This window comes from Gottfriedia sp. ABJ_BB2_2, from assembly GCF_055484705.1.
In genome coordinates, this window is the sequence record NZ_JBVFKR010000001.1 from 929513 (window position 1) to 953248 (window position 23736).

The following is a 23736-nucleotide window of genomic DNA, read 5'->3' on the forward strand; positions in this document are numbered from 1 at the left end:
CTCTGAAATATAGTTCATTTATTTGTAAGTATAGGATGAGCACCGTAAGAAGTCTGTCAAAAAAAGGGTTTCTTAAGTAAGAGTTTTTCGACAAGTTTATATGTGAAAATGACCGATAAGCTCGGACAAGCACTAGCGTTATAATATTTTAAATATGCTATTTCTGAAAGATTATGACTAGTAAATATAGCAGTTGATTTAAAACGGAAGGTACGAGACTCCTTTAGGAATCTGGGAAGATGAGGGATCCTAAATCAATTGAGGTAGGTATGCTAATACCACGACGTACTGTCATAACGTAAAGATTAGCAAATTTATGAAGTCAAAAAAATTGTAGAATTTGGAACATATATGGGGTCTTCTTTTTTAGTTACTGCCCAGCAATTAAAGATAAAAATAAAACAAAATGGTTTGTTGTTGATTCATGGCAAGGAGATTAGTGTGGTGGGTTTGATAGAAATTCTATTTAACAAACTGTATCTAGCAGAGAATTACGAAGCTTAATTAAATAAATGTTTAAAATAAAAAACCAAGAAAAGAGGTATCTCACTTCTTTTCTTGGTTTTGCTTAATTGATTAACGTTTTTTACGATTGCGTAAGAAAGCCGGAATATCTAAATCATCTAGACTTGTAATATTCTTTGTCGTTTCAACAACAGGAGCCTCTTCACGAACAATTTCACGTTTTACAGTCGTTTGAGTAGACTGGCTTGGCGTAGAAATTGATGGTCTTTGCATTTGCTTTTGAGCTGGCGTAGGAGCAACTACACCTTCAAAACCTGTAGCAATAACTGTAACGATGATTTCGTCTTTTAAGTTCTCATTGATAACAGAACCGAAAATCATATTTACTTCAGCATCACATGCAGTTGAAACGATATCTGCAGCTTCTTGTACTTCATATAAGCTTAAGTTAGTTCCACCAGTGATATTCATTAACACACCTTGAGCACCATTAATTGACGTTTCAAGTAATGGACTTGAGATAGCCTTTTTAGCTGCTTCAGCTGCACGGTTTTCTCCACCAGCAACACCGATTCCCATTAATGCAGAACCTTTGTTTGACATAATTGTCTTTACGTCAGCAAAGTCAAGGTTGATTAAACCTGGTACAGCGATCAAATCAGAAATACCTTGAACACCTTGTCGTAATACATTATCAGCTTCACGGAAAGCCTCTAACATTGGTGTGTTACGATCAACTATTTCTAATAAACGATCATTTGGAATAACAATTAGTGTATCAACACTTTCTTTCATTGCAGCAATACCAGTTGCTGCTTGTGTTGAACGTTTTCTACCTTCAAATGTAAATGGACGAGTTACAACCCCAACAGTTAATGCGCCAAGTTCTTTAGCAACTTGAGCAATCACCGGTGCAGCTCCTGTTCCAGTACCGCCACCCATTCCAGCAGTTACGAATACCATGTCAGCTCCTTTAAGAGCTTCTTGTAATTGTTCTCTGCTTTCTTCAGCAGCCTTTTTACCAACCTCTGGATTTGCACCTGCACCTAAACCACGAGTTAATTTACCACCGATTTGCATTCTAACATCTGCTTTAGAAAGATTAAGCGCTTGTGCATCTGTATTCACAGCGATAAAGTCTACACCTTGTACGCCATGTTCTATCATACGGTTTACGGCATTATTTCCACCGCCACCTACACCAATTACTTTTATTTTCGCTAACGCATCTAAGTTTGTATCAAAATCTAACATGACTAATCCCCCTACTATTTCAAATTCATCACAAAATTAATCCCATAAATACTTAAAAATGCTTTTAACTTTACTCATGACACGTTCTTCATCCTGCTGTTTTGGTTTTGTATTTGAATTTGTAACAGCTACAGGTTTTCGTTCATTCGATTCGAAAGCGATATTAGAGCTAAGTTTTTTACCACGCATTTTTGATTTATAAAAAGCATATCTTATTAGTCCTACACCAGTAATGTATTGAGGTTCGCGAACACCAATATAATCAGGCGTTGCAATCCTTACATTATTTTTAAATACTCGTTGAGCTAAATCAATAACACCAGTCATTGATACAGTACCACCAGTTAAAACAAATCCACCAGGTAGATTACTTCCTCTCATTCTTGTTAGTTCATTTTGAACCATTAAGAAGATTTCTTCTAACCTTGCTTCAATTACATCTGATATTTCTTGTTGACTATATTGGTGATGCTGTTCGCTACCCATAATTGGAACACTTAATACTTCTTCAGTTAAAGCTGTATCATAAAATGCATGTCCAAATTTCACTTTTATTTTTTCAGCATCATCAGTTGATGTCTTTAATCCAATCGATAAATCCTTCGTAATGTGTTCGCCACCTACTGGCAATACAGAAGTTGCAACTAACACACCTTCTCTGAATACAGAGATTGTCGTAGACCCGCCTCCAATATCAACTAAAGCGACACCTAAGTTTTTCTCGTCTTGTTTTAAAGCGATTGTACTTGCAGCCATTGGTTGTAAGCAAATATCAGTAACCTCTAAGCCTGCTCTTTCAACGCAACGTAAAATATTATGTACAAGTGTTCTAGAACCAGTGATTAATGTACCTTCCATTTCAAGTCTAACCCCAATCATACCTCTAGGGTCTTTTACTTCTGAAAGGCCATCTACAATGTATTCATGAGGAACGACATCAATAATTTCCCTTTCAGGTGGAATTGAAATAACCTGTGCCTGATCCATTACTCTTAGAACATCTTCATTATCAATTTCCTTATTTTCTTTTGAAACTGCCACTACTCCATTAGTGTTAATTAATTGAACTTGGTTTGCACTAACCCCTACTATTACTTTGTCAATGTGAATGCCAACCATTCTTTCTGCTTGATCAATAGCTTTTTTGATGGAAGTAACTGTTTCATCTATATCAACTATTGAACCACGTTTTAAGCCAGAAGATTTTACATTACCTACGCCGATAATGTTTAGTGTGTCGTTAACTAATTCACCAATTATAACTTTAATCGTCGAAGTTCCAACGTCAAGACTCACATAGATCTCATTGCTGTTCATGATGGCACCTCCTTTTTCTCTCTATCTATTATAATCGAACATCAATTCATTCTTAAATAACATATATGAAAACTAATTCAACATTCACAAGGGATTTCCCTCTTTTTTATTTAGATTTTTCACAATCTTTTTAATTTTTTTCAATAATATCTATTTATCTATTAGTCTACACTAACATAAACAGATAAAAAAGGCTTAAAAGTACTGTTTTCTAATGTTATTACCGTTATTTTATAACATTTGTAACATTGGTTTCATATGGCGCGAAATAAGCACCAACTTCTAAATGAATAACCCCTTTTTTATTTTTAGGAATTGACTTTAAAATGATTGGGTAATTTGACATTTTGTTTGAAAATTTTCTAATTGTCGTCTTCACTTCATAACCCTCATTCATAAAAACAGTGACAAGTAAAGGATCATCTTTACTTGGGGTATATTCTATTTCAGAAATTGAATGAAAAATACTTTTTGGTAATTTTGAAAGTTCAACCGCTAATTCTTGTAGTTCATCACCTTGACTCCATCCATTTAGTTCAGGAATAGTTGTATTTTCTAATGAATTATTATCCTTTAGTAACATACCACTTTCAAGAAGTAAATGTTTTTTCCCATCAAACATTGCTTGTCCGATTGGCTGATATTCTTTTATGACGATTTCTACTTTATTCGGAAATTTTTTATGTACTACTGCTGATTGAATTGTATTTCTACTTTCAAGCTTTTGTATCACCTTTTTTGAATAAATTGTCAAAAAGCTATCGTCTTGGTTTAAATCGGCTAATTTTTGAATTTCTTTATCTGTATAAAGGTTATTTCCTTTAATTTCTAAATTTATTTCTGAACCAATGGATGTTTGGAAATATAATACACATAAAAGCAAAGAAAAAAACAATAAAATTGTCATTAGTAAACGTATATTTGCTTTTTTACGTTTTTTATTACGCAAGATCGGAACACGGTCTTCTAAACTAATTATCTTATTTTCTTGCATGTTTATGCCTCCATTATCAAAGTCCACTAAAGTATTCTTAATTTTATATCGGATGTAATTTAAGAATAATAAAAAATAGAATAGCATATAAAATGCCATTCTATCTTGGTCACCATATGCTACCTTAAATTATAGCATATAATTTCAATTGTTTTTAAGAAACTTACATTTTTTTACCAACTATTTCAACTTCAGTTTCAAGTTCCACATTAAATTTTTCTAATATAGTTTTCTTGATAAAAGCAATTAAATCTAGAACATCCTTTGATGTTGCATTTCCTGCATTAACAATAAAGTTGCCGTGCATTTCAGAAATCTTCGCACCACCAATTTGGTATCCTTTTAAGTTTGCAAGTTCAATTAGATTCCCTGCATATTGTGGGAGAGGGTTACGGAAAATACTTCCAGCACAAGGATAATTCCAAGGCTGCGTTTCTCTTCGATAATCCTTATTTTTCTGCATTAAAGCAGAAGATACTTCTTTTGAACCTTCTTGTAATTGTAATTCAGCTTCTAAAACAAATCCTTGACGCTTTTTTTGTAGTACAGACGTACGATATGAAAATTCTAGTTCTTCATTCGAAAGCCATTCTATTGATCCATCTTGGAAAATAATATGGGCTTTAGACGTAATATTTGAGAAGTCAGATTGGTGTGCACCTGCGTTCATATAAACAGCTCCACCAACACTTCCTGGAATGCCACTAGCAAACTCTAATCCTGACAGTCCTTTTCTACTTAACTGGGTAGCAAGTCGAATGACAGAGTAACCTGCACCAACTAAAACTTTTGTCCCATCAATTTCTATATGATCTAAACAATCACTAATTTTAATGACAATACCTTCAATTCCCTTATCAGACACAAGTAAATTAGAACCTCTTCCAATAACGGTAACATTGATATTATGTTCTTTTGCAAGTTGAATGATATCTTTTATTTCATTAACATTTTTAGGTATGACTAAATAATCAGCTGGTCCACCAATTTTCATTGTAGTATGATTTGCTAAAGGCTCATTCATTAGAAGACTCGAGTCCTTGACGATTTCCTTTAATCTAGTTTCAAACATTCTAAGCTTTTCCCCCTTTAGCTTGTAGCATCCTATGATACATATTTATAGATTTTCTAACTTGTTCGTGCATGGTTCTACTTTCTTATTTCTTCTAAAACTTTTACTAGTTTGTCTGCGGCATCTGGAACACCTATTTCTAAAGCAGCACGTTTCATTTCTTCAAGTTTGATAGGATTTAATAATACTTTTTCAATTTCATTTACGAAATATTCATTATGAAAATCTTTTTCTAAAATGACGATTGCTGCGCCATTTTTTTCAAGAGATCGAGCATTCACTTCTTGGTGATTATTTGTCACATACGGGCTAGGAATCAATATACTTGGCTTACCTAATGCTGTCAATTCAGCAAGAGTTGTTGCCCCCGCTCTTGATACGACTAAATCAACCTCTCTTAATACTTCAGGCATATTGTGTAAAAATGGTTTGATCACAACATTTGATGGGCTTCCAACTTTATTGATTTCTTGAATAACAGCATCATAATGAGCGTCACCAGTTACATAGATCATTTGATAATTCTTTTCTGCAAGTTCACTAACACTTTTTAAAAACGCTTGGTGAATTGGTCTAGCACCTCTTGAACCACCAACAATTAAAACAGTTCTTTTGCCTTTTTCCAAACCTAATTGTTGTAAAACTGTTGGATTGTGTTCACCAACTACTTCAGATGCTCGTGGATTACCAGTAAAAACTACTTTTTCTTTCGTAAAATGATTTGCAACTTCATCAAAACAGATTGCAACTTTTGTAACATAGCGATTTAAAAATTTATTAGTTAAACCTGGCACACTATTTTGTTCGTGAATAACTGTTGGAATACCTAATTTTGCTGCCGCATATACGACAGGACCACATACATATCCTCCAGTGCCAACAACTACGTCAGGATTAAATTCACGAATAATTTTTTTACTATCAGAAACACCTTTTAAGAAACGATAAATTGTTTTAAAATTTTCAAGTGATAGACTTCTTTTAAATCCAGATATGACGATTGATTTAAATGGTATGTTTTGCTTTGTTACAATACCTTTTTCAAGTCCATTTTCAGTACCAACATATAAACATTCTACATTGGAATCTTGTTTTTTCAACTCTTTAATTAGCGCAAGTGCTGGATAAATATGTCCACCAGTACCCCCACCACTAACTAAAATTTTCATAAAGATCCTCCTAAATATCAATACAATATGTAAATTGATAAGTTGTTAAGTAGCTATTATACCACTTTACGTAATTCTTTCTAATTCTTTTTTATAGAAAAATAAAATTGACCGACTCAATTAGAAATTCTAAGTACATTTTTAATTTATGTCCATTCATTTGACATAAATTAAAACTACGTACTTGTTCCATCGAGTCGGCCCTTTTACGAACGTGCGTGTCTACTAATATTTAATAAAACACCTACAGCTAAGAGCATCAATGTTAATGATGAACCGCCATAGCTTAAAAACGGTAATGTTATTCCAGTAACAGGCATTAACCCTATAACAACACCAATATTAATCATTACTTGAATTGCAATCATTGAAACGATACCTACGGCAAGGAATGTCCCAAATAGGTCAGGCGCACTTAATGCAATTCGAATTCCACGCCATAATAAGAACGAAAATAATAAAATGACAAATGAACCTCCGATAAATCCTAACTCCTCGGATAAAATTGCAAAAATAAAATCTGTTTGAGGTTCAGGTAAATACATAAACTTTTGTCTGCTTTGACCTAAACCTAGACCAAACAATCCACCTGGACCAATTGCATATAGTGATTGAATAATTTGAAAACCTGTTCCTAATGGGTCAGACCACGGATCTAAAAAAGAAGTAATCCTTTTTATTCGGTATGGTGCTGAAGCAATTAAAGCTACAAAGCCTGCAATACCAACTAAACCTAATCCCATAAAATGAGATATTTTGGCACCTGCTACAAAAATGATAATAACACAAGTACCAACCATTACCGTTCCAGTTCCTAAATCTGGTTGCAGCATAATTAAACCAAATGCTAAGAATACAAGACCTAATGTTGGCATTAAACCCTTTTTAAATGATGTAATATTTTTTTGATTTTCAGCTAAATATTTTGATAGAAATACCATCATTCCGAGTTTCATAAATTCTGATGGTTGAATTGAGAATGCTCCGATACCAATCCAGCTTCTCGCTCCACCACGAACTAAACCAACCCCCGGAATTAGAACGAGTACCAACATGATAAAACAAACAATTAGAATTTTTTTTGCGTGGGTCCGAAATAACCAATAATCGATGTTAGAAACAATAAACATTCCAATTACTCCAACACCAGCAAATAACAATTGCCGCTTTGCAAAAAAGAACGAATCATGAAACTTATAAGATGCCCATATTGCACTAGCACTATAAACCATAATCATACCGACTGTTAATAATGATAACGTAACGAGAACTAGAATCATGTCAGGACTATTTTTCTTTGTTGGCACTTCTATACACCTCAACTTTTGAATTAAACAAGCCTTACTTTAACTTATGCACTGCTTGTATAAATTTATTACCTCGTTCTTCAAAAGTCTTAAATTGGTCCCAGCTAGCACATGCAGGTGACAATAAAATGATATCTCCAACTTCTGAATGAGCGAATGCCTCATTAACAGCATCCTCAACATTATCAACCGATTTTACTGCTTTCATTCCTGCTTTTTTTGCTGAGTCAATTAATTTATCTCTCGTTTGACCATAAGTAAACATGTTTTTAACATTATTGAAATAAGGAATTAGATCATCAAAATCATTCCCGCGATCTAATCCACCTGCAATTAAGATTACTGGTTTTTGGAAAGATGAAATGGCTTTTTGAGTCGCCAAAATATTTGTTGCTTTCGAATCATTATAAAATTTACGTTGATCGATTTCCGTTATATATTGAAGTCTGTGTTCTACCCCTGTGAATGTTGTTAGAACTTGTTCAATTGCTGCATGATCAACATCTAACAGTTTCGCTATTGCCACTGCAGCAAGAATGTTTTCTAAATTATGTTTTCCTGGTAAAACAATCTTCTCAGTTTCAATGACTTTTTGTTGTTTAAAATAAATCGAGCCTTCTTTAATATAAGCTCCTTCTTCTACGATCTTAGTTGAAGAAAATGGAATGATTGTTGCATTAGTATTTTTCACCATAGCCATTACATTTTCATCATCAAAATTAACAATTGCAAAATCATCTTCGGTTTGATTTTTGAATATGTTCGCCTTGGCTTTAATATACTCATCTTTCGTACCATGATAATCTAAATGCGCTTCAAAGATATTTGTCACCAGTGAAATTTTAGGTTTAAACTCTTCAATACCCATTAATTGAAATGACGATAACTCTGTTACAATGATATTTTCACTAGTCGCTTTTTCAGCTACTTCACATGCAACTGTACCAATATTCCCAGCAACCAATGGTTTTTTATTGCCTTGCTCCAATATATTTAATGCTAATGTAGTCGTCGTTGTTTTCCCATTTGAACCCGTGATGCCAATAAACGGAGCTTCGCTTATTAAATAGGCAAGTTCAATTTCTGTATAGATTGGAATATTTCTATTCTCAGCTTCTATTAATAAAGGGTTTGAATATGGGATTCCAGGATTCTTCACAATACAGTAAAGATCATTTTCTAACAGAGATAATGGATGCTCTCCACATACAACGTTAAAACCTTCATTTTTAAGTTTTTGGGCAATCTCATTTTGTTCAAATGGCGTACGATCATTAACAGTAACAATTGCGCCTAATTTTTTTAAAAGTTGACTTGCAGCATAGCCGCTTTTTGCCATACCTAAAACCAATACATTCTTTTGATGGAAAATCCCCACATTTTTCAATTACATCCACACCTCTATATAGATTCCTAATAAAGCAAAAAGTAACCCTACAAACCAAAATGTAACGACAACTCTCCATTCTGACCATCCAGATAATTCATAGTGGTGATGTAGTGGGCTCATTTTGAATACTCTTTTACCAGTCGCTTTAAACGACGCTACCTGAATCATGACAGAAAGTGTTTCAATAACGAATACTCCACCAATGATGACAAGTAAAATTTCTAAATTCGTAACGATTGCAATTGCTGCTAAAGCTCCACCTAACGCCAGTGAGCCTGTATCTCCCATAAATACCTTTGCAGGATGTGCGTTAAATACTAAAAACCCTAAAACTGCACCGACTACAGCAATTGAAAAAATAGCAACATCAAGTTGTTGTTGATTATACGCAAGTACTGCATATGCACCGAATGCAATTGCAGCAGTACCAGAAACCAATCCATCTAAACCATCAGTTAAGTTAACAGCATTAGAAGTACCAACTAACATGAAGATTATTAGTAATGCATAAATAAAGCCTAAATCAATTTCATATCCAGTACCTGGAATTTCTACTGATGTAGACACGCCAGTAGATTTAATCGCAAAAAATACAATAATAGATACGATTACCTGACAGATAAATTTTTGTTTCGAAGTTAATCCAAGATTTCTTTTCTTCACTACTTTTATGTAATCATCTAAAAATCCAATAATTCCGAAACATACTGTTACAAAAAGTAAAATAAATGTTCGTGTCGATAATACATCGAAGTACATTGAAATAAAAATTGCAGATAAACTTAATGCAATTAATATAATTAGTCCACCCATTGTTGGGGTTCCTGATTTCTTTTTATGAGATTTTGGACCTTCATCACGAATACTCTGTCCAAATTTAAGTTTTCTTAAGTACGGTATAAAAATAGGCGATAAAATGACTGCAATGATAAATGCTGTAATCATAGCAACTAAAATTGACGGTTCAAGCATTATACGCCCTCCTTTCCAAATCACTTTCTTAGTTATCTAATAGTTTAATTCTTTTAAATAGAATTATTTATTAATAAAATATTTTTTGGCAGTACAAAAAAGAGGAGATTATCCTCTTCTTTGCAAAATAGCCTCTTTAGCTTCTTCAACATCATCAAAATGAGTTACATTCGTTCCAACAATTTGATATGTTTCATGACCTTTACCAGCAATAACGATAATATCATGTTTTTTAGCATGCTCAATCGCAAAAGTAATTGCTTTTTTACGATCTTCTATTACCGTTATATTATTATGCTCCAAACCGAGTTTCATGTCTTCTAAAATTAAAATTGGGTCCTCTGTTCTAGGATTATCTGATGTAAAAATAGCTTGGGTAGATAGGTCCGCTGCAATTTTCCCCATTAATGGACGTTTTGTACGATCTCGATCGCCACCACAACCAACAACAGTATACACATCATTTTTTGCAAATTGCTTAACAGTTTTTAATACGTTTTCTAAACTGTCTGGCGTATGTGCGTAATCTACAATAACAGTAAAATCTTGTCCTGCATTTACAGCTTGAAAACGACCAGGAACACCTTCAAGTGTTGCGATTGCTTCCAGAATTGTCTCAACCTTAATATCTAAAGCAATTCCTGCTCCAATAGCTGCCAACACATTATATACATTAAATGTACCAATTAATTTCATTTCGACATTATATTGTTCATTTAAGAAATGTAATACGAATCTAGTTCCTGAATTTGTTAATTCTATTTCATCTGCGAATAAATCATAATCCTTCTTCAAGCCATATGTTAAAATATTCGCTTGTGTATTCGTCATATATTCCTTAGAAGCTTCATCATCACCGTTTAATATAGCGAACTTTCCTTTTTCAGAAGAGAAGCTATTTCCCAATTGTGAAAATAAAAGCCCTTTAGCTTTTTTATATTCTTCCATCGATCCATGGTAATCTAAATGATCTTGAGAAAGATTCGTAAATACTGCAATATCATATTCACAGCCATGAACTCGACCTAAATGTAATGCGTGAGATGATACTTCCATAACTGCTGTATCTACGTTTGCATCAACCATTTTTGCAAACATCGATTGTAGCGTTAAACTATCTGGTGTCGTATTTTTTGTTTCAAATACTTCATCGCCAATTTTCATTCCAATTGTACCAATAACACCAGTTTTTTGTTTATTGTGTTTAACAATCTCTTCAATAATGTAAGATGTTGTTGTTTTTCCATTTGTACCTGTAATACCAACTAAATTTAATTTTTGAGTTGGGTTTTGATAAAACATATTTCCAACAACAGCCATAGAGCGAAGTGTATCTTTCACATATGCAACAGGTACATTCGTCTCAACTGGTTTTTGTGCCAAAATAGCTACAGCACCATTTTCTACTGCCTGTTTCACATATTGATGTCCATCTACTGTATAACCATCAATACAAATAAATAAGTATCCTGGTTTTACATTTCGGGAATCCATTTCAACCCCAGTGATATCTGGATTTTCAGTCGGTATTTTCACTAAAGGTTGCAATCTTGATAGTAAAGTATGAAGTTTCATAGCAAGTCCTTTCATTTGAACTAAATCAATTTTTCTTCTTTGATTTAGTTTCTTCTTTCGTTCCTAAATAAATTCTGATTTTAGAGCCTTCTTTTAGCTTAACACCAGCTTTAGGTGCTTGGTCAATGACAACATTGCCACTACCACTATATTCAATAGTAAAAGTATCTAGCAATTGTTGCAAATCTTTTTTCTCTAAACCAATTAAATTTGGTAATTTATATGTCGGAATATCCCCATAAACAAATTCTCTCTCAATTTGATTTTTTCTTGGAGGAACTCCTAAAACCTGCATACTATCACGAATAATATTCCCTACGATTGGTGCAGCTACTACACCACCGAATTGAACAGTTCCCTTCGGATTATCAACGGCTATATAAACGACGATTTGTGGATCATCTGCTGGAGCAAACCCAATAAATGAAACAATGAAACTATTATCATCATATCGGCCATCTTTTACTTTTTGTGCCGTTCCTGTTTTTCCACCTACACGATACCCTTCAACAAAAGCTCCTTTACCCGTACCTTGAGCTACTACACTTTCAAGGGCAAGTCTTACTTTTTTGGAGGTCTCTGGTGTAATCACTCTTTTTTTGGCGATTGGTGTTTTCCGACTAACAACTTCATTCGTAACAGGATCTACAAACTCTTTTGCAATATACGGTTGATATAATATACCACCGTTAATTGCTGCAGAAACAGCAGCAACTTGCTGAATCGGTGTTACAGATACACCTTGACCAAAAGCAGTTGTTGCAGCTTCTACTGGTCCTACACGATCCATACTAAATAAAATCCCAGTACCTTCTCCTTGTAAATCAATACCAGTTTTTTGGCCAAAACCAAAATTACGAATATATTGGAAAAGTCTATCTTCACCTAAACGATTACCTAATTCAACAAAGCCTGGGTTACATGAATTTTGAACTACTTCTAAAAAAGATTGTGAACCATGTCCGCCTCTTTTCCAGCAACGTAACCTAGCGCCTGCAACCTCTGCAGCTCCGTCGTCATAAAAGTGATCTTTATTTAAATCAACTAATCCTTCATTTAGCGCAGCAGCAAGTGTAATAATCTTAAAAGTAGAACCGGGTTCATAATTTGACCATACCGGTAAATTTCGATTATATATTTCTGGCGATACATTTTTAAAGTTTGATGGATTAAAACCAGGTCTACTACTCATTCCAAGTATTTCGCCAGTTTTTGGATTCATCGCAATCCCAATCATCGCATCAGGATTATATTGAGCTGTTGCATTGTTCATTTCTCTCTCTAAAATTGTTTGAATACGAGAGTCTATTGTTAGCTTTAAATTAAGCCCATTAACAGGAGGAATATAATCATCTGCAATATTAGGCATTCTATGGCCTTTTGCATCTGAATAAAACTGTACACTACCTTTTTCACCACTTAATTGCTTATCATAATATAGCTCTAATCCGTTTAATCCTTGATTATCAATTCCCGCAAAACCAAGTACATGAGAAAGATAGTTCCCAAATGGGTAATATCGTTTTGAATCCTCAGCTATGTAAACACCTTCTAAGTTTAAATCTCTAATTTCTTTTGCTTTTGCATTTGTAATCTTGATACCTTCTGTACGAATATGTTCCATGCTGGATCTTTTTGTTAAAATTTTATACAGCTTTACCTCGGAGATTTTTAGGATAGGGGCAAGTTTTTTTGTCGCGATTTCTGGATCTTTAATTTGTCTAGGTACGACTAATACGGAAGGAGCACTTTTATTTGTTGCAAGTGCAACACCATTACGGTCTAAGATTTCTCCACGTTTTGGTTCAAATGGAATATCACGACTCCATGAGTTTTTTGCACGTTCTGATAAAACATCACCTAACACAAATTGTACATAACCTAATCTTGTCGCAATAATAGAAAATATTAATAAACCACCAATAAAAACAAAAAATAAACGTTTACGTACGGTTACACTTGATACTCGCATTTAAACGAACACTCCTCTACTACAATATGTTCGTTTCAATATATGCTTGTACCAAATACAATAGACCTTGAACTAATTCTAGAATACTAGAATTAGTCCAAGCTCATAAAAAGTCTACTCTTGTATCTCTACTTTAACTTGTTTATCTTTCTCAACCTTTTCCTGAGGTTTATTCAAATCTACACTTAAAAAGTCACGATCTCTTAATTCTGCATTTTTCTTTATACTTTGACCTGTGACATAACCAGATCCTTTTATTGTAAGCTTTAAATTAAATAAATCACTCAATCGATTCACATCAACTTTGGACCATCCAATAACCGAAGGCATCTTATTTTTGCCGTTCGTTTTTAAATAAATTTTTGTTCCTCTTACAACTTGGGTTTTTGAAGTAATTGACTGTCCCTTTACTTCATCACCACTTCCAAGAGAAATCGGTTTTAAACCCAATGACGTTGCTAAAGATTTTGCTTCATTTATCGAAAGTCCTTCTAAATCAGGAATTTCAATGCTATCTTTATCAACTAATACATCAATATCCGCATTTTCTGCAGGTTCTACTTTCATATACTCTAGTGCACCTTTTGTAACACTTCTAAAGATTTCTGATACAGGGTCAGATCCTAATTCGGTTTCTTTTAATTTAGGACGAAGAACTGCAACATAGACAACAAGCTCTGGATCGTTTGCAGGAGCCATACCGATGAAAGAAAATAGATTTTCACCATGTCCCTTAATATATTTACCATGTTCATCAACAACCTGCGCAGTACCAGTTTTACCTGCTACAGTATAACCCTTGATTGCATAATTATGTCCAGTTCCATTAGGTGCCGTTACAACAGTTTCTAATAGTTTTCGTTCATTTTTCGCTGTTTCAACCGTTATCGGATTCCCAGCAACCTCTGAGTCATAATCTTTTACAATTTCATTCGTATCATGATCAACTATTTTATCGATAATATAAGGTTTCATCATTCTTCCATTGTTAGCAATAGCACTTGCAGCCTGTATGATTTGAATGGCAGTTACTGTTGAACCTTGTCCGAAAGCAGTTGTCGTTTTTTCAAGTGGATATTTGTATACTAAACGACCACTCGATTCACCAGGTAGATTAATCCCTGTTTTTTGGGTAAACCCATAATTTTTATAATATTGTAAGAAACGTTCAGGACCTAACTTTTCGTTTAATAGAATTGATATTCCAACGTTTGAAGAACGTTGAATCCCTTCATCAAATGTAATTGATCCCCAACCGTTTCTATTTACATCGTGTACAGTACCTCCACCAGGTACTTTATATCTTCCGGATTGAAAATACTCATTCCCATTGTATACCCCTTCATTCATTGAGGCCCCAAGAGTAAATATTTTCATTGTTGAACCAGCTTCAAAAGCATAAGAAACTGGGTCATTTGTATAATTTGTAATATCATTAATATTTGGGTTAAAGCTCGGACGGTTGCCCATCGCCACAATTTTACCCGTTTTTGGATCAGACACGATCGCCATGATTTTCTCAGGTTCATACTCTTTATCTACTCTAGTCATAGCATCTTCTAGTAAACTCTGAATCTTTGTATCAATCGTTAAATAAATGTCATTACCGTTATGTGGGGGATCCACTTTTTCATTTTCGTAAGGTAAAATATTTCCTTTGCGATCACGTAAAAAGCTTTTTTTACCATCCTTCTCGTTCAATTCATCATTTAATGATTTTTCAAGACCCATTTCACCAACTAAATCACCATTATCATTTGTCGTCGTATAACCAAGTGTATGAGATGCGAACACTCCATTAGGATAATAACGTTTTTGTGAGGGAGTAAAAACAATACCAGGTAGCTGTAATTTCTCAATTTTTTCTTTCTTACTTTGAGAAATATTTCTTCCACCTGGTCCAAGTTCAACTTGATATTTTGGTTTCCCTAACATTGATAATAGTTCCGACTCATCCACATCTAAAATAACTGACAGTTGTTTTGCTGTTTTTTCCTTATCAACGACATGTCTTTTAATTTTAGAATTTTTAGAAGCACTCGGATCTAGTACAGCAGACACAGTATAAGAAGTTACTTCTTCAGCCAGAGGAACACCTTTTGCATCATAAATGGTGCCTCTTTTTGCAGGAATCTTTTGTGATGTATTATAATTTTCATCTGCAAATGCTTTTAGATTTCTTCCTTCTACTGTGTCTGCTAATTGTAAATAACTAATTCTTGCTATGAGTGAGATAAAAAATGCTAAAGTTACAAGAAAAAACCATCGAATTCCTAAATTCGTATACTTATTCTTTTTCTTACTCATAATATGATCTCCTAGTTGCTAGAATCTGTGAACTTCACATTATTACTATCGATCTTTAATCCCAATTCTTTAGCTTTTTGCCAAATTCGGTCATAAGTACTTAGTTCGTCTATTTTCATCTTCAATTCAGAATTATGTTGTTTTTCTTTTGCAACTTCATTTTTCACTTGTTGGATTTTAATATTTGTATCAAAAATTGCCGCTTGTGTTTTTACGATTTTCGTTCCAATAAAGAAGCATGCAAAAATAAATAAAACATAAAGGAACTTTTCAATCGGTGTGACTTTAGATAATTTTTTCGATTTTACTTTTTTCTTGATAGAAGGTCTAAGTTGCGAATCAGTAACTTGTTTTTGTTGTAACTTTCTTGCCAAATTACTCATTGATTTCCCTCCTTATAATTTTTCAGCTACTCTTAACTTTGCAGATCTTGCTCTTTTATTTGCTTCTAATTCTTCATCAGTTGGTAATAGTGGTTTACGAGTAATAAGCTTTAATTTCGGCTTAAATTCATCTGGAATTATCGGTAATCCAGGTGGTAATGGTGGAAGAGAGCTTGCCTCTTTGAATATCGTTTTACAAATTCGATCCTCTAAAGAATGGAATGTTATAACACTTATTCTTCCAGTTGGCTTAATCAGTGTGATTGCATCCTTTAGTGCTTCTTCAAATACACCTAGTTCGTCATTTACAGCAATTCTGATTGCTTGGAAAATTCGTTTTGCTGGATGACCGCCCGTTCTTCTAGCAGGAGCAGGGATTGCATCCTTGATGATTTCGACTAATTCAAACGTTGTTTCGATAGGTTTTTTTGTGCGTAATTCTTCAATTTTTCTAGCAACCTGTTTAGAGAATTTTTCTTCCCCATATCGGAAGAATATTTTTACAAGCTGTTCATATGTCCATTCATTGACAACCTCGTAAGCTGATAATGATTGTTCTTGATTCATTCTCATATCTAGTGGTGCATCCTGATGAAAACTAAAACCGCGTTCTGCAACATCTAACTGTGGTGATGATACACCTAAATCAAATAAAATCCCATCAACTTCATAGATCCCTAAATGGTGAAGTTCTTCTTTTATATGTTTAAAATTACTTTTTACAATTGTTAATTGTTTTTCATACTCTTTTAAACGTTCTTTTGCATGTTTAATTGCAGTCTCATCTTGATCAAATGCAATTAACCTTCCATTAGAAGATAACTGTGACAATAAATATTCACTATGACCGCCACCACCAAGTGTACAGTCTACATAAATACCATCTTTTTTTATATCTAAAGAATCAACAGTTTCTTTTAATAAAACCGTAATATGCTCAAACATGTTGCTCACCTCAATCTTAAATGTAAACGCGCCAAACTTTAATACCCTATAGTGGGGAAGACACTAAAAGAACTAGAACTTTCGATTTTTGGTTTTATAGGTCAAATCCAATTAAATTTTCAGCTAGTTCTCCAAATGATTCCTCAGACTCATTCATATATGTATTCCAAGTTGTTTGATCCCAAATCTCTATTCGATTTGTTACGCCAACTACTACGCATTCTTTTTCTAATTTTGCATATCCACGCAATGTAGGTGCTATATTAATTCTCCCCATCTTATCCATCTCACATTCCATAGCTCCAGAGAAGAAAAAGCGAGTAAATGCCCTTGCGTCTTTTTTTGTTAGTGGTAGTGTACGCAGTTTATCTTCAATTACACTCCATTCAGCCATTGAATAGCCAAATAAGCATTGATCCAACCCTCTTGTTACAATGAAGGTTTCACCAAGCTTGTCTCGAAATTTGGAAGGAATAATAAGACGTCCTTTTACATCGATATTATGTTGATATTCACCGATAAACATCCTTCCCCCCCACTTTCTAACACAAACTTACCACATTCCCCCACTTCTTACCACCTTTTCTATGAAATTCTTTAAAAAAACGAAAAATCCTGCTATATACATAGCAGGATCAAATTATTTTCTAATTAAAGTTCGACGACTTGATGAGCATAATCCCAAGATAACGATAACTCACAAAGCTGATGAACAAAGTCTGGACCATATTTATTTATATAGTAATAAATATTAAGTACTCGTTCTTGTGGTTTACCATTTGGCGAAACGGCATGAATAATTCTATTCCATTTTGCAATTTGTTCATCATGACGTTTAAGGATTGACTCTTCAATTTTTCTTTCTAAAAGTAATATTTGTTCTTCTATTTTCAAATAATTCTTTTTAGAAAAGTCGTTTAAATTAGGCGCTATTTCACTTGTTACTTCTTGAAGAGGTTCATGTAATTGCAATAAAGCTTTTTTACTTTGAAGGAAGACATCTTTATAGTCAACATTAATCTGTGCTTTTACCCACTCGTTTTTCTTCTCCTCAAGCGAACTTTGAAGTGCTCCATCTATCTCTAGAGAAAAATCATTCATTGCAGATACAATATTTCGTTCAAAGATTGTAAACATATGCCTTAAAAATACAGGAGGCATCTCTAAATCAAACACTTCAAAAATATCTTTTAACTCTGCCCAGTATGCTACTTCACCAGGTCCACCGACGAACGCAAGTGTAGGAAATAAATATTCTTGCATAACTGGTCGGGTTACAACATTATTGCTGAGTAATCTAGGTTGTTCACTTGCTATACGAAGGAGTTCATCTTTTGTAAACTGATAGCTTTTGTTCTTTGTTTGAAGTATACCTTCACTTTCCCCCACTTCCAACAGCTGTCTACCTTCATTACTATGGTAAAAAAGATGAATACTCTGTTCAGAAATTTGAAGAGTTTCTTGATATCCTGATTTAACCAATTTACTTTTCGTATCTTTCAGTACACTTCTAACAATATCTTGTTTTGAAACCATTTCTTCGAACATGGATCCTTCTAACTCTCTTATGTTCGGATCATCTGCATCAATCAAAACTAACCCTTCTTTTGCAAACAATTTGAATAATAGTTTTGCAAAGAAATCAACAAATGTAACTGACTCCTCTAGCGTTTTATTCAGTTCAAGTAGAAGGTCTTTCGTATAATTTGTTTCTTCAAATGTCTTGACGATTTTCTGAATCCAATTCTTCATTTCCTTCTGATCGAGCTCGGTTTTTGTAGCTGAGAAAGCATGAGTGTTTTTATGATAGTAGGTTTGTTTTTTAACTTCATTTTCATTTATGGTATGAATATGATTAATCTCATCAATATCGTGATCTTCTCCAGCTATCCAAAAAACTGGCACAACCGAAATGTTAAAATCATTTTCATACTTTTTCGCTAAATGAATGATTGAAATAATTTTATGTATCGTGTATAACGGTCCAGTTAATAATCCAGCCTGTTGACCACCAATTACAACAAATGTATCTTCGTTTCGTAATTTTCTCATGTTTTCTTGAGACGCTATACTCGCATGATGTTTCTGATGGAAAAGTTCTAACGCTTCCACTAAACCTTGACGATTATATGATCGGTTCATTACATTTTTTATTCTGAATTCCATTTCCTCTTTTTTTAAAGGATTTGCACCAAAGAAAGAAGAAATCGACTCTTTTCCATTTAAAAAATCATTCAACAATTTATTTTGACCCGCTAAATGGACTTTACTAATTTGCATTAAGAACTTCCTCTCTCGTTCTCCAATTAAGCTATATATTCAGATATGCTCACAGTTAATCCTGTTAACAAGGTGATACAATGAAGGATAAAAAACAATATAAAAGAAATCCTCCAGAAACCTTTAATAAGCTTAAAAAATCGAATATCTCTTTTTGCTTTCCATTGAAGAATAATACTAATAAATAAAATAACTAATAATAGATTAATTAAAATCCAACCTGTCGCAGTCGGAAAAAACATGTTTAACATAAAATAAAAGGAACTAATATATAGAATTGTAGTGAAATCTAAAGTAAAAAGCAAAAGTTTACGCTTATTATGCTTAAAAAAAAGTTTTAGAAACATATATATAAAGATTGTTGAAACTATTGGAAATTCAATTAAAAATGAAATGAAGAAAATGAAAATTTTTTCCAATAAGAATTACCCCTTTTTCTTCTCAAGTCCTTTTATTACATTGTACACAAGTTCGATCGTTGGCACATTTATTTTTTTTTGAATTGCAAGATTGTTTACATATCCAAGCATGCTATCAATCTCAGTCTCTCTTCCATAGTAAAGGTCTCGATTCATTGATGAGTAGTTCAATGATGTTTTTTCACAGATTTCGTTTACTTTTTGCCATTCAACTTCTACATTTAATTGTAATACTCCGGCAACTTCATTAAATAATAACTTACTAATATGTTTAAAATAATCATTGGACATTAACTCACCATTTCTTATGTTCAAAATAGCAGTTAAGGGATTTATCGTACAATTTATCAGACATTTCTGATGTAATATGTATGACCAATTATTCTCAAATTGTAGAGGAAACCCTTTCGTATGTAATGTTAATATTTTTTCTTGCGCTTCTAGGTTACCTTTTACCTGGCCAATTTTAATTGTACCTAAACCGGTATGCTTAATCTCATTCATAGAATTTTTTAATGCACCGTGTTCAACAATTCCAATAAAACAATTATTAATTGATAACTCTTTTACATATTCAATATGCGACATGCCATTTTGCAAGAATAAGATTGTATCACCTTTAAAATTGTTTATAACTGGCTTTATGTTTTCTAAATGATATTGCTTCACACAAATGATTAAAATGTCGCAAGGATCAATATGTAAAGATAATTTTTTGGCGTTTATACACATTTGAGAAATATTTTCATTTAATGAAAGTAAGATACCTGATTCATTAATACTTGCTGCTTGTTCTTCTGTTCTTGTATATAACATAATTTGATGTTCTTGCTGATGGAAATACGAAGCTACAAGTAGTCCAATCGCACCGCCACCTATAATTCCAATTTTCATTTTTGTCTCCATTCAATCTAAGTATTCTAATGGTATTCATTTTAACCAAAATAAATTTCCAAGTAATCTATCTTTTTTTAAAATGTATAGTACGATATAATATAATTATATTTCAAATATTAAAAATTTACATTCAATTTAAGGGGGAGCAACATTTGAGCATCAAGATTGAACGCTTACAAATAAATTTTAAAACACTTGAACAATTTCAGCAATTTTCTGGTTATGGATTACAAGAACTTTCTATGTTAGAAGATCTTGAATCAAATCTAATCGATAATGAGTTCCAATCACCATTTTATGGGATTTATTTAGGCAAAGCTCTTATTGCTCGTATGAGCTTGTATACGCATAAAAGTGAAAATGAAGAAGTAATTGAAATTAACAAAATGGAAGTACTTCCTTATTATCAAAAAAATGGATACGGAAAAGAATTAGTTGCATTTGCTAAATCATTTAACAAACCAATCAAAACGATTCCAAGAGCAAATTCTAATGAATTTTGGAAAAAGCAAGGATTCACTGAAACAGATTCAGAGTTTGTTATTTGGGAACCGAAATAATCATAAAAAAACTCAACACCTCAATAAAGAGATGTTGAGTTTTTTTATTCCTTTTTAGATTTCACTTTTTTATCAGATGTTCCACTTGAAACATTTACAAATTTTCGTTTTTGGTCAATAAATTCAAATAAATTTTCATACTCACTTTCAAGCTCTTTTACTTTTTCAAGCAATTGTTGTTTTTCAAGTTTTAATTGATCATTTTCTTGCTTCGAAATTAATAATTTCTTTTCGAGGGATTGAATTTCTTTAACTGGAAATGACTCTACTTTTTGCTTTACATTTTCTAAAAAATGAAACACAGTATCAAAAGATACTTCGTGTTCGCTTTGTGCATTTAAAACTACTTCTGTAGACTCTATTTCAGTTTGCGGTTCAGGTACTACATCATTTAATTCACTTTTATTAGTAGCTTGTTTTTTACTATTTACTTTCGCATTTTCAATCTCTTCCTTATAAAACTTTCGGACGAAAGAATTCCAACGATAGCCACATGCAGCTGCTGTTCTCGATAAATTTCCAGCTACAATTTTAAAAGCAGTTAATTGAGTTGACCCTTCATTTATCGATTTTAAAACTACTTCAGCTAAGTAGTTATCCTCCTCTTTTGTCCATGCATCCTGGCGATTTGCAACCATTTGCAATCCCCTCCAATTTCTTATGCAATAAGCAGATTTTACTATAATTCATATGCAAAAAAATAGTAAGGTAGAAGATTACTTTTCCAATTTTTTTGTAAATTGTTCAATATTTTTTATATGTTCATCTGAAAACCATAATGGAAGAGCAGAAATAACTTCTTCTTCCATACGGGTTTTCAATCTTTCTTGAACCCATTTTCGAGTAACTATTTTTTTATTTTGATGGTGAATATGCGTTGGAATACTTCTAGCTAAGCTGATAAAACTTTCATTATGTAACGATATAAAATCCTTACATAACTCATGTATAAACCCGAGTTTTTTCGCTTGATATGCAGTATATATATTTGAGGAAGATAAAAGAGTGATCCATTCTTGATGATTCATTTTCTCTCGCAGAATTGTGCCACCACCCCACGAAGTAGGGATACCCATCTGACCTTGAATAAAGCCTATTTTTGCATTATGGTTTGCAAAGCGAAAATCGAATGCACTTGCCAATTCACACCCGCCACCTAATGCAAAACCATTAATATAACAGATCGTAATCTGAGGTAGCATTGCAATTTGATAGATCACTTCACACATTTTTAAACAATATGCTTCTAACCCTTTACGATCATCTTTAAATGTAAGAATTGTTTTTAAGTCGCCACCAGTACAAAAATACTTTAATCCTTCACCGGTTAATATGACTAACTTACTCTCGGATTTATAATGAATGTCGTATATGATTTCTAATAGTTTATCGACCATTATTTCATCAATGCAATTCCCATTGTTTGGTCTATTCAAAAAGATATAATCTATTTTATCCCGTTGATATGTAATAACTTCAGACAATTACATCCCTCTCTCTATTTACCGATTATTCTCTCTAGTACAATATACGTTTTACATACGGTAAGTAGTATAAAAAGATGAAGGCATGAATTGAATCATTGGATGGAAACAACAAAGTTACAACAGCATAGTAGTAGATGTAATATATGTGGATTTTGAAGTTTATGGAGAAAAGGAAAAAGCACATAGTTTCCTATGTGCTTTAAATGACTAGCTTATTTGCTAAGTACTTGTTTTCCTTTGTAGTGTCCGCATGATTTACATACGCGGTGTGCTAATGTTAATTCACTACAGTTTGGGCATTCAACCATTCCAGGTACCGCTAATTTAAAATGCGTACGACGCTTTCTTTTTACAGTTTTGGACGTTCTTCTTGCAGGTACTGCCATTGATCCCACCTCCTTAAAGTGAGTTTTAGTTATGAAGCCGGTAATCCGGTACTTCTCAATTATCTTTTTTGTCAAAAAATTTTGCTAATCCAGCAAGTCGAGGGTCAATTTTTTGCTCTTTTTCAACGTGTTCCCTAACTTCCCAGTCTGTACCAGATGTTGGAGCTGTCTCTTTGCCTTCAGTATCCTCAGCAAAAACTTGCAAAGGTATTTCAGCTAAGATAATTTCCTCAATCACAGGAGTTAAGTCTAACACATCACCCTCTAGGATGTGAAAATTCTCATCTTCACTTTTCCATTCAGATGTTGTAAAAAACGTTTCTGTTGTGGTAATCGACAAAGGATATTTTACATCAACTAATGTTCTTACACAAGGTAAAATTAAATATCCAGTTATTGTTAAATGAAACGTATATCGGTTCGTTCCAAAATCAACTCGTCCAGTCACTTTAATTGGTGAAACCTCACGAATCTCCTTATTACGTTCCTTCAATTGACTTACATCAATTGTCTCATCTAAATTTAAACCTTTATGTCTTAATTTTTGTAATTGGTGCACTGACCATTTCATAAATAACCACCTCA

General features: G+C 33.2%; 21 protein-coding genes and 1 pseudogene. 1 reads left to right on the top strand and 21 read right to left on the bottom strand.

What is annotated here, in order from left to right; translation table 11 throughout:
* Positions 1-576: 576 nt before the first annotated feature.
* The 17 genes from ftsZ to ACX6U0_RS04775 form a co-directional block, all read right to left on the bottom strand.
* Entirely contained in the window at positions 577-1719 is a 1143-nt protein-coding gene (gene ftsZ, locus ACX6U0_RS04695) for a cell division protein FtsZ (protein ID WP_464958812.1), read from the bottom strand.
* Between the two features lie 36 nt (positions 1720-1755).
* A complete protein-coding gene (gene ftsA / locus ACX6U0_RS04700) occupies positions 1756-3036 on the bottom strand; it encodes a cell division protein FtsA (protein ID WP_464958813.1) in 1281 nt (426 codons plus the stop codon).
* Between the two features lie 226 nt (positions 3037-3262).
* Complete coding sequence (locus ACX6U0_RS04705) at positions 3263-4030, bottom strand: cell division protein FtsQ/DivIB (RefSeq protein WP_464958814.1); 768 nt, start codon at positions 4028-4030, stop codon at positions 3263-3265.
* 163 nt (positions 4031-4193) lie between these two features.
* Positions 4194-5102 (bottom strand): UDP-N-acetylmuramate dehydrogenase, encoded by a 909-nt coding sequence (gene murB / locus ACX6U0_RS04710; protein ID WP_464958815.1) that lies wholly within the window; start codon positions 5100-5102, stop codon positions 4194-4196.
* Between the two features lie 77 nt (positions 5103-5179).
* Complete coding sequence (gene murG / locus ACX6U0_RS04715) at positions 5180-6271, bottom strand: undecaprenyldiphospho-muramoylpentapeptide beta-N-acetylglucosaminyltransferase (RefSeq protein WP_464958816.1); 1092 nt, start codon at positions 6269-6271, stop codon at positions 5180-5182.
* 206 nt (positions 6272-6477) lie between these two features.
* The gene (spoVE, locus tag ACX6U0_RS04720) at positions 6478-7551 is read right to left on the bottom strand and encodes a stage V sporulation protein E (protein WP_464958884.1); all 1074 of its coding nucleotides are present in this window, start codon (positions 7549-7551) and stop codon (positions 6478-6480) included.
* Positions 7552-7612: 61 nt separating this feature from the next.
* Entirely contained in the window at positions 7613-8965 is a 1353-nt protein-coding gene (gene murD, locus ACX6U0_RS04725; protein ID WP_464958817.1) for a UDP-N-acetylmuramoyl-L-alanine--D-glutamate ligase, read from the bottom strand.
* Positions 8966-9940 (bottom strand): phospho-N-acetylmuramoyl-pentapeptide-transferase, encoded by a 975-nt coding sequence (mraY, locus tag ACX6U0_RS04730; protein WP_464958818.1) that lies wholly within the window; start codon positions 9938-9940, stop codon positions 8966-8968.
* Positions 9941-10048: 108 nt separating this feature from the next.
* A complete protein-coding gene (locus tag ACX6U0_RS04735) occupies positions 10049-11515 on the bottom strand; it encodes a UDP-N-acetylmuramoyl-L-alanyl-D-glutamate--2,6-diaminopimelate ligase (RefSeq protein WP_464958819.1) in 1467 nt (488 codons plus the stop codon).
* A 25-nt stretch (positions 11516-11540) separates the two neighbouring features.
* Positions 11541-13487, bottom strand: a complete 1947-nt coding sequence (locus ACX6U0_RS04740; RefSeq protein WP_464958820.1) for a stage V sporulation protein D — start codon at positions 13485-13487, stop codon at positions 11541-11543.
* 114 nt (positions 13488-13601) lie between these two features.
* Complete coding sequence (locus ACX6U0_RS04745; RefSeq protein ID WP_464958821.1) at positions 13602-15794, bottom strand: penicillin-binding protein; 2193 nt, start codon at positions 15792-15794, stop codon at positions 13602-13604.
* 11 nt (positions 15795-15805) lie between these two features.
* On the bottom strand, positions 15806-16177 hold the full coding sequence (gene ftsL, locus ACX6U0_RS04750; protein WP_464958822.1) for a cell division protein FtsL: 372 nt from the start codon (positions 16175-16177) through the stop codon (positions 15806-15808).
* Positions 16178-16189: 12 nt separating this feature from the next.
* Positions 16190-17122 carry a 16S rRNA (cytosine(1402)-N(4))-methyltransferase RsmH gene (gene rsmH / locus ACX6U0_RS04755; RefSeq protein WP_464958823.1) on the bottom strand — a complete coding sequence of 311 codons (933 nt, stop codon included), beginning with the start codon at positions 17120-17122 and terminating at the stop codon, positions 16190-16192.
* A gap of 94 nt (positions 17123-17216) precedes the next feature.
* Positions 17217-17648, bottom strand: a complete 432-nt coding sequence (mraZ, locus tag ACX6U0_RS04760) for a division/cell wall cluster transcriptional repressor MraZ (protein WP_088000238.1) — start codon at positions 17646-17648, stop codon at positions 17217-17219.
* A gap of 125 nt (positions 17649-17773) precedes the next feature.
* Complete coding sequence (bshC, locus tag ACX6U0_RS04765) at positions 17774-19402, bottom strand: bacillithiol biosynthesis cysteine-adding enzyme BshC (protein WP_464958824.1); 1629 nt, start codon at positions 19400-19402, stop codon at positions 17774-17776.
* Positions 19403-19428: 26 nt separating this feature from the next.
* The gene (locus tag ACX6U0_RS04770) at positions 19429-19821 is read right to left on the bottom strand and encodes a DUF3397 family protein (RefSeq protein ID WP_464958825.1); all 393 of its coding nucleotides are present in this window, start codon (positions 19819-19821) and stop codon (positions 19429-19431) included.
* 6 nt (positions 19822-19827) lie between these two features.
* Positions 19828-20715: a 2-dehydropantoate 2-reductase gene (locus ACX6U0_RS04775; RefSeq protein ID WP_464958826.1), complete on the bottom strand. Its 888-nt coding sequence runs from the start codon at positions 20713-20715 to the stop codon at positions 19828-19830.
* Between the two features lie 155 nt (positions 20716-20870).
* Between ACX6U0_RS04775 and ACX6U0_RS04780 the strand changes: the two genes are divergently transcribed.
* Positions 20871-21278: a GNAT family N-acetyltransferase gene (locus ACX6U0_RS04780; RefSeq protein WP_464958827.1), complete on the top strand. Its 408-nt coding sequence runs from the start codon at positions 20871-20873 to the stop codon at positions 21276-21278.
* Between the two features lie 424 nt (positions 21279-21702).
* Here the strand turns inward: ACX6U0_RS04780 and ACX6U0_RS04785 are convergent.
* From ACX6U0_RS04785 to ACX6U0_RS04800, 4 genes and pseudogenes are all read right to left on the bottom strand, one after another.
* A pseudogene (locus ACX6U0_RS04785) lies at positions 21703-21916 on the bottom strand (RsfA family transcriptional regulator); the annotation flags it as partial.
* A 78-nt stretch (positions 21917-21994) separates the two neighbouring features.
* A complete protein-coding gene (locus ACX6U0_RS04790) occupies positions 21995-22762 on the bottom strand; it encodes an enoyl-CoA hydratase/isomerase family protein (RefSeq protein ID WP_464958828.1) in 768 nt (255 codons plus the stop codon).
* A 215-nt stretch (positions 22763-22977) separates the two neighbouring features.
* Complete coding sequence (gene rpmF, locus ACX6U0_RS04795) at positions 22978-23151, bottom strand: 50S ribosomal protein L32 (RefSeq protein WP_025672195.1); 174 nt, start codon at positions 23149-23151, stop codon at positions 22978-22980.
* Positions 23152-23206: 55 nt separating this feature from the next.
* Positions 23207-23722: a YceD family protein gene (locus ACX6U0_RS04800; RefSeq protein WP_088000224.1), complete on the bottom strand. Its 516-nt coding sequence runs from the start codon at positions 23720-23722 to the stop codon at positions 23207-23209.
* Positions 23723-23736 lie beyond the last annotated feature (14 nt).

Coding starts and splice junctions, on each gene's coding strand:
- mraZ (WP_088000238.1), bottom strand. CDS start 17,648: ATGTTTATCGGTGAATATCAACATAATATCGATGTAAAAGGACGTCTT.
- rpmF (WP_025672195.1), bottom strand. CDS start 23,151: ATGGCAGTACCTGCAAGAAGAACGTCCAAAACTGTAAAAAGAAAGCGT.
- ftsL (WP_464958822.1), bottom strand. CDS start 16,177: ATGAGTAATTTGGCAAGAAAGTTACAACAAAAACAAGTTACTGATTCG.
- rsmH (WP_464958823.1), bottom strand. CDS start 17,122: ATGTTTGAGCATATTACGGTTTTATTAAAAGAAACTGTTGATTCTTTA.
- ACX6U0_RS04800 (WP_088000224.1), bottom strand. CDS start 23,722: ATGAAATGGTCAGTGCACCAATTACAAAAATTAAGACATAAAGGTTTA.
- spoVE (WP_464958884.1), bottom strand. CDS start 7,551: ATGATTCTAGTTCTCGTTACGTTATCATTATTAACAGTCGGTATGATT.
- ACX6U0_RS04735 (WP_464958819.1), bottom strand. CDS start 11,515: ATGAAACTTCATACTTTACTATCAAGATTGCAACCTTTAGTGAAAATA.
- mraY (WP_464958818.1), bottom strand. CDS start 9,940: ATGCTTGAACCGTCAATTTTAGTTGCTATGATTACAGCATTTATCATT.
- ftsA (WP_464958813.1), bottom strand. CDS start 3,036: ATGAACAGCAATGAGATCTATGTGAGTCTTGACGTTGGAACTTCGACG.
- ACX6U0_RS04745 (WP_464958821.1), bottom strand. CDS start 15,794: ATGAGTAAGAAAAAGAATAAGTATACGAATTTAGGAATTCGATGGTTT.
- bshC (WP_464958824.1), bottom strand. CDS start 19,402: ATGCAAATTAGTAAAGTCCATTTAGCGGGTCAAAATAAATTGTTGAAT.
- murG (WP_464958816.1), bottom strand. CDS start 6,271: ATGAAAATTTTAGTTAGTGGTGGGGGTACTGGTGGACATATTTATCCA.
- ACX6U0_RS04705 (WP_464958814.1), bottom strand. CDS start 4,030: ATGCAAGAAAATAAGATAATTAGTTTAGAAGACCGTGTTCCGATCTTG.
- ACX6U0_RS04775 (WP_464958826.1), bottom strand. CDS start 20,715: ATGAAAATTGGAATTATAGGTGGCGGTGCGATTGGACTACTTGTAGCT.
- ACX6U0_RS04740 (WP_464958820.1), bottom strand. CDS start 13,487: ATGCGAGTATCAAGTGTAACCGTACGTAAACGTTTATTTTTTGTTTTT.
- murB (WP_464958815.1), bottom strand. CDS start 5,102: ATGTTTGAAACTAGATTAAAGGAAATCGTCAAGGACTCGAGTCTTCTA.
- ftsZ (WP_464958812.1), bottom strand. CDS start 1,719: ATGTTAGATTTTGATACAAACTTAGATGCGTTAGCGAAAATAAAAGTA.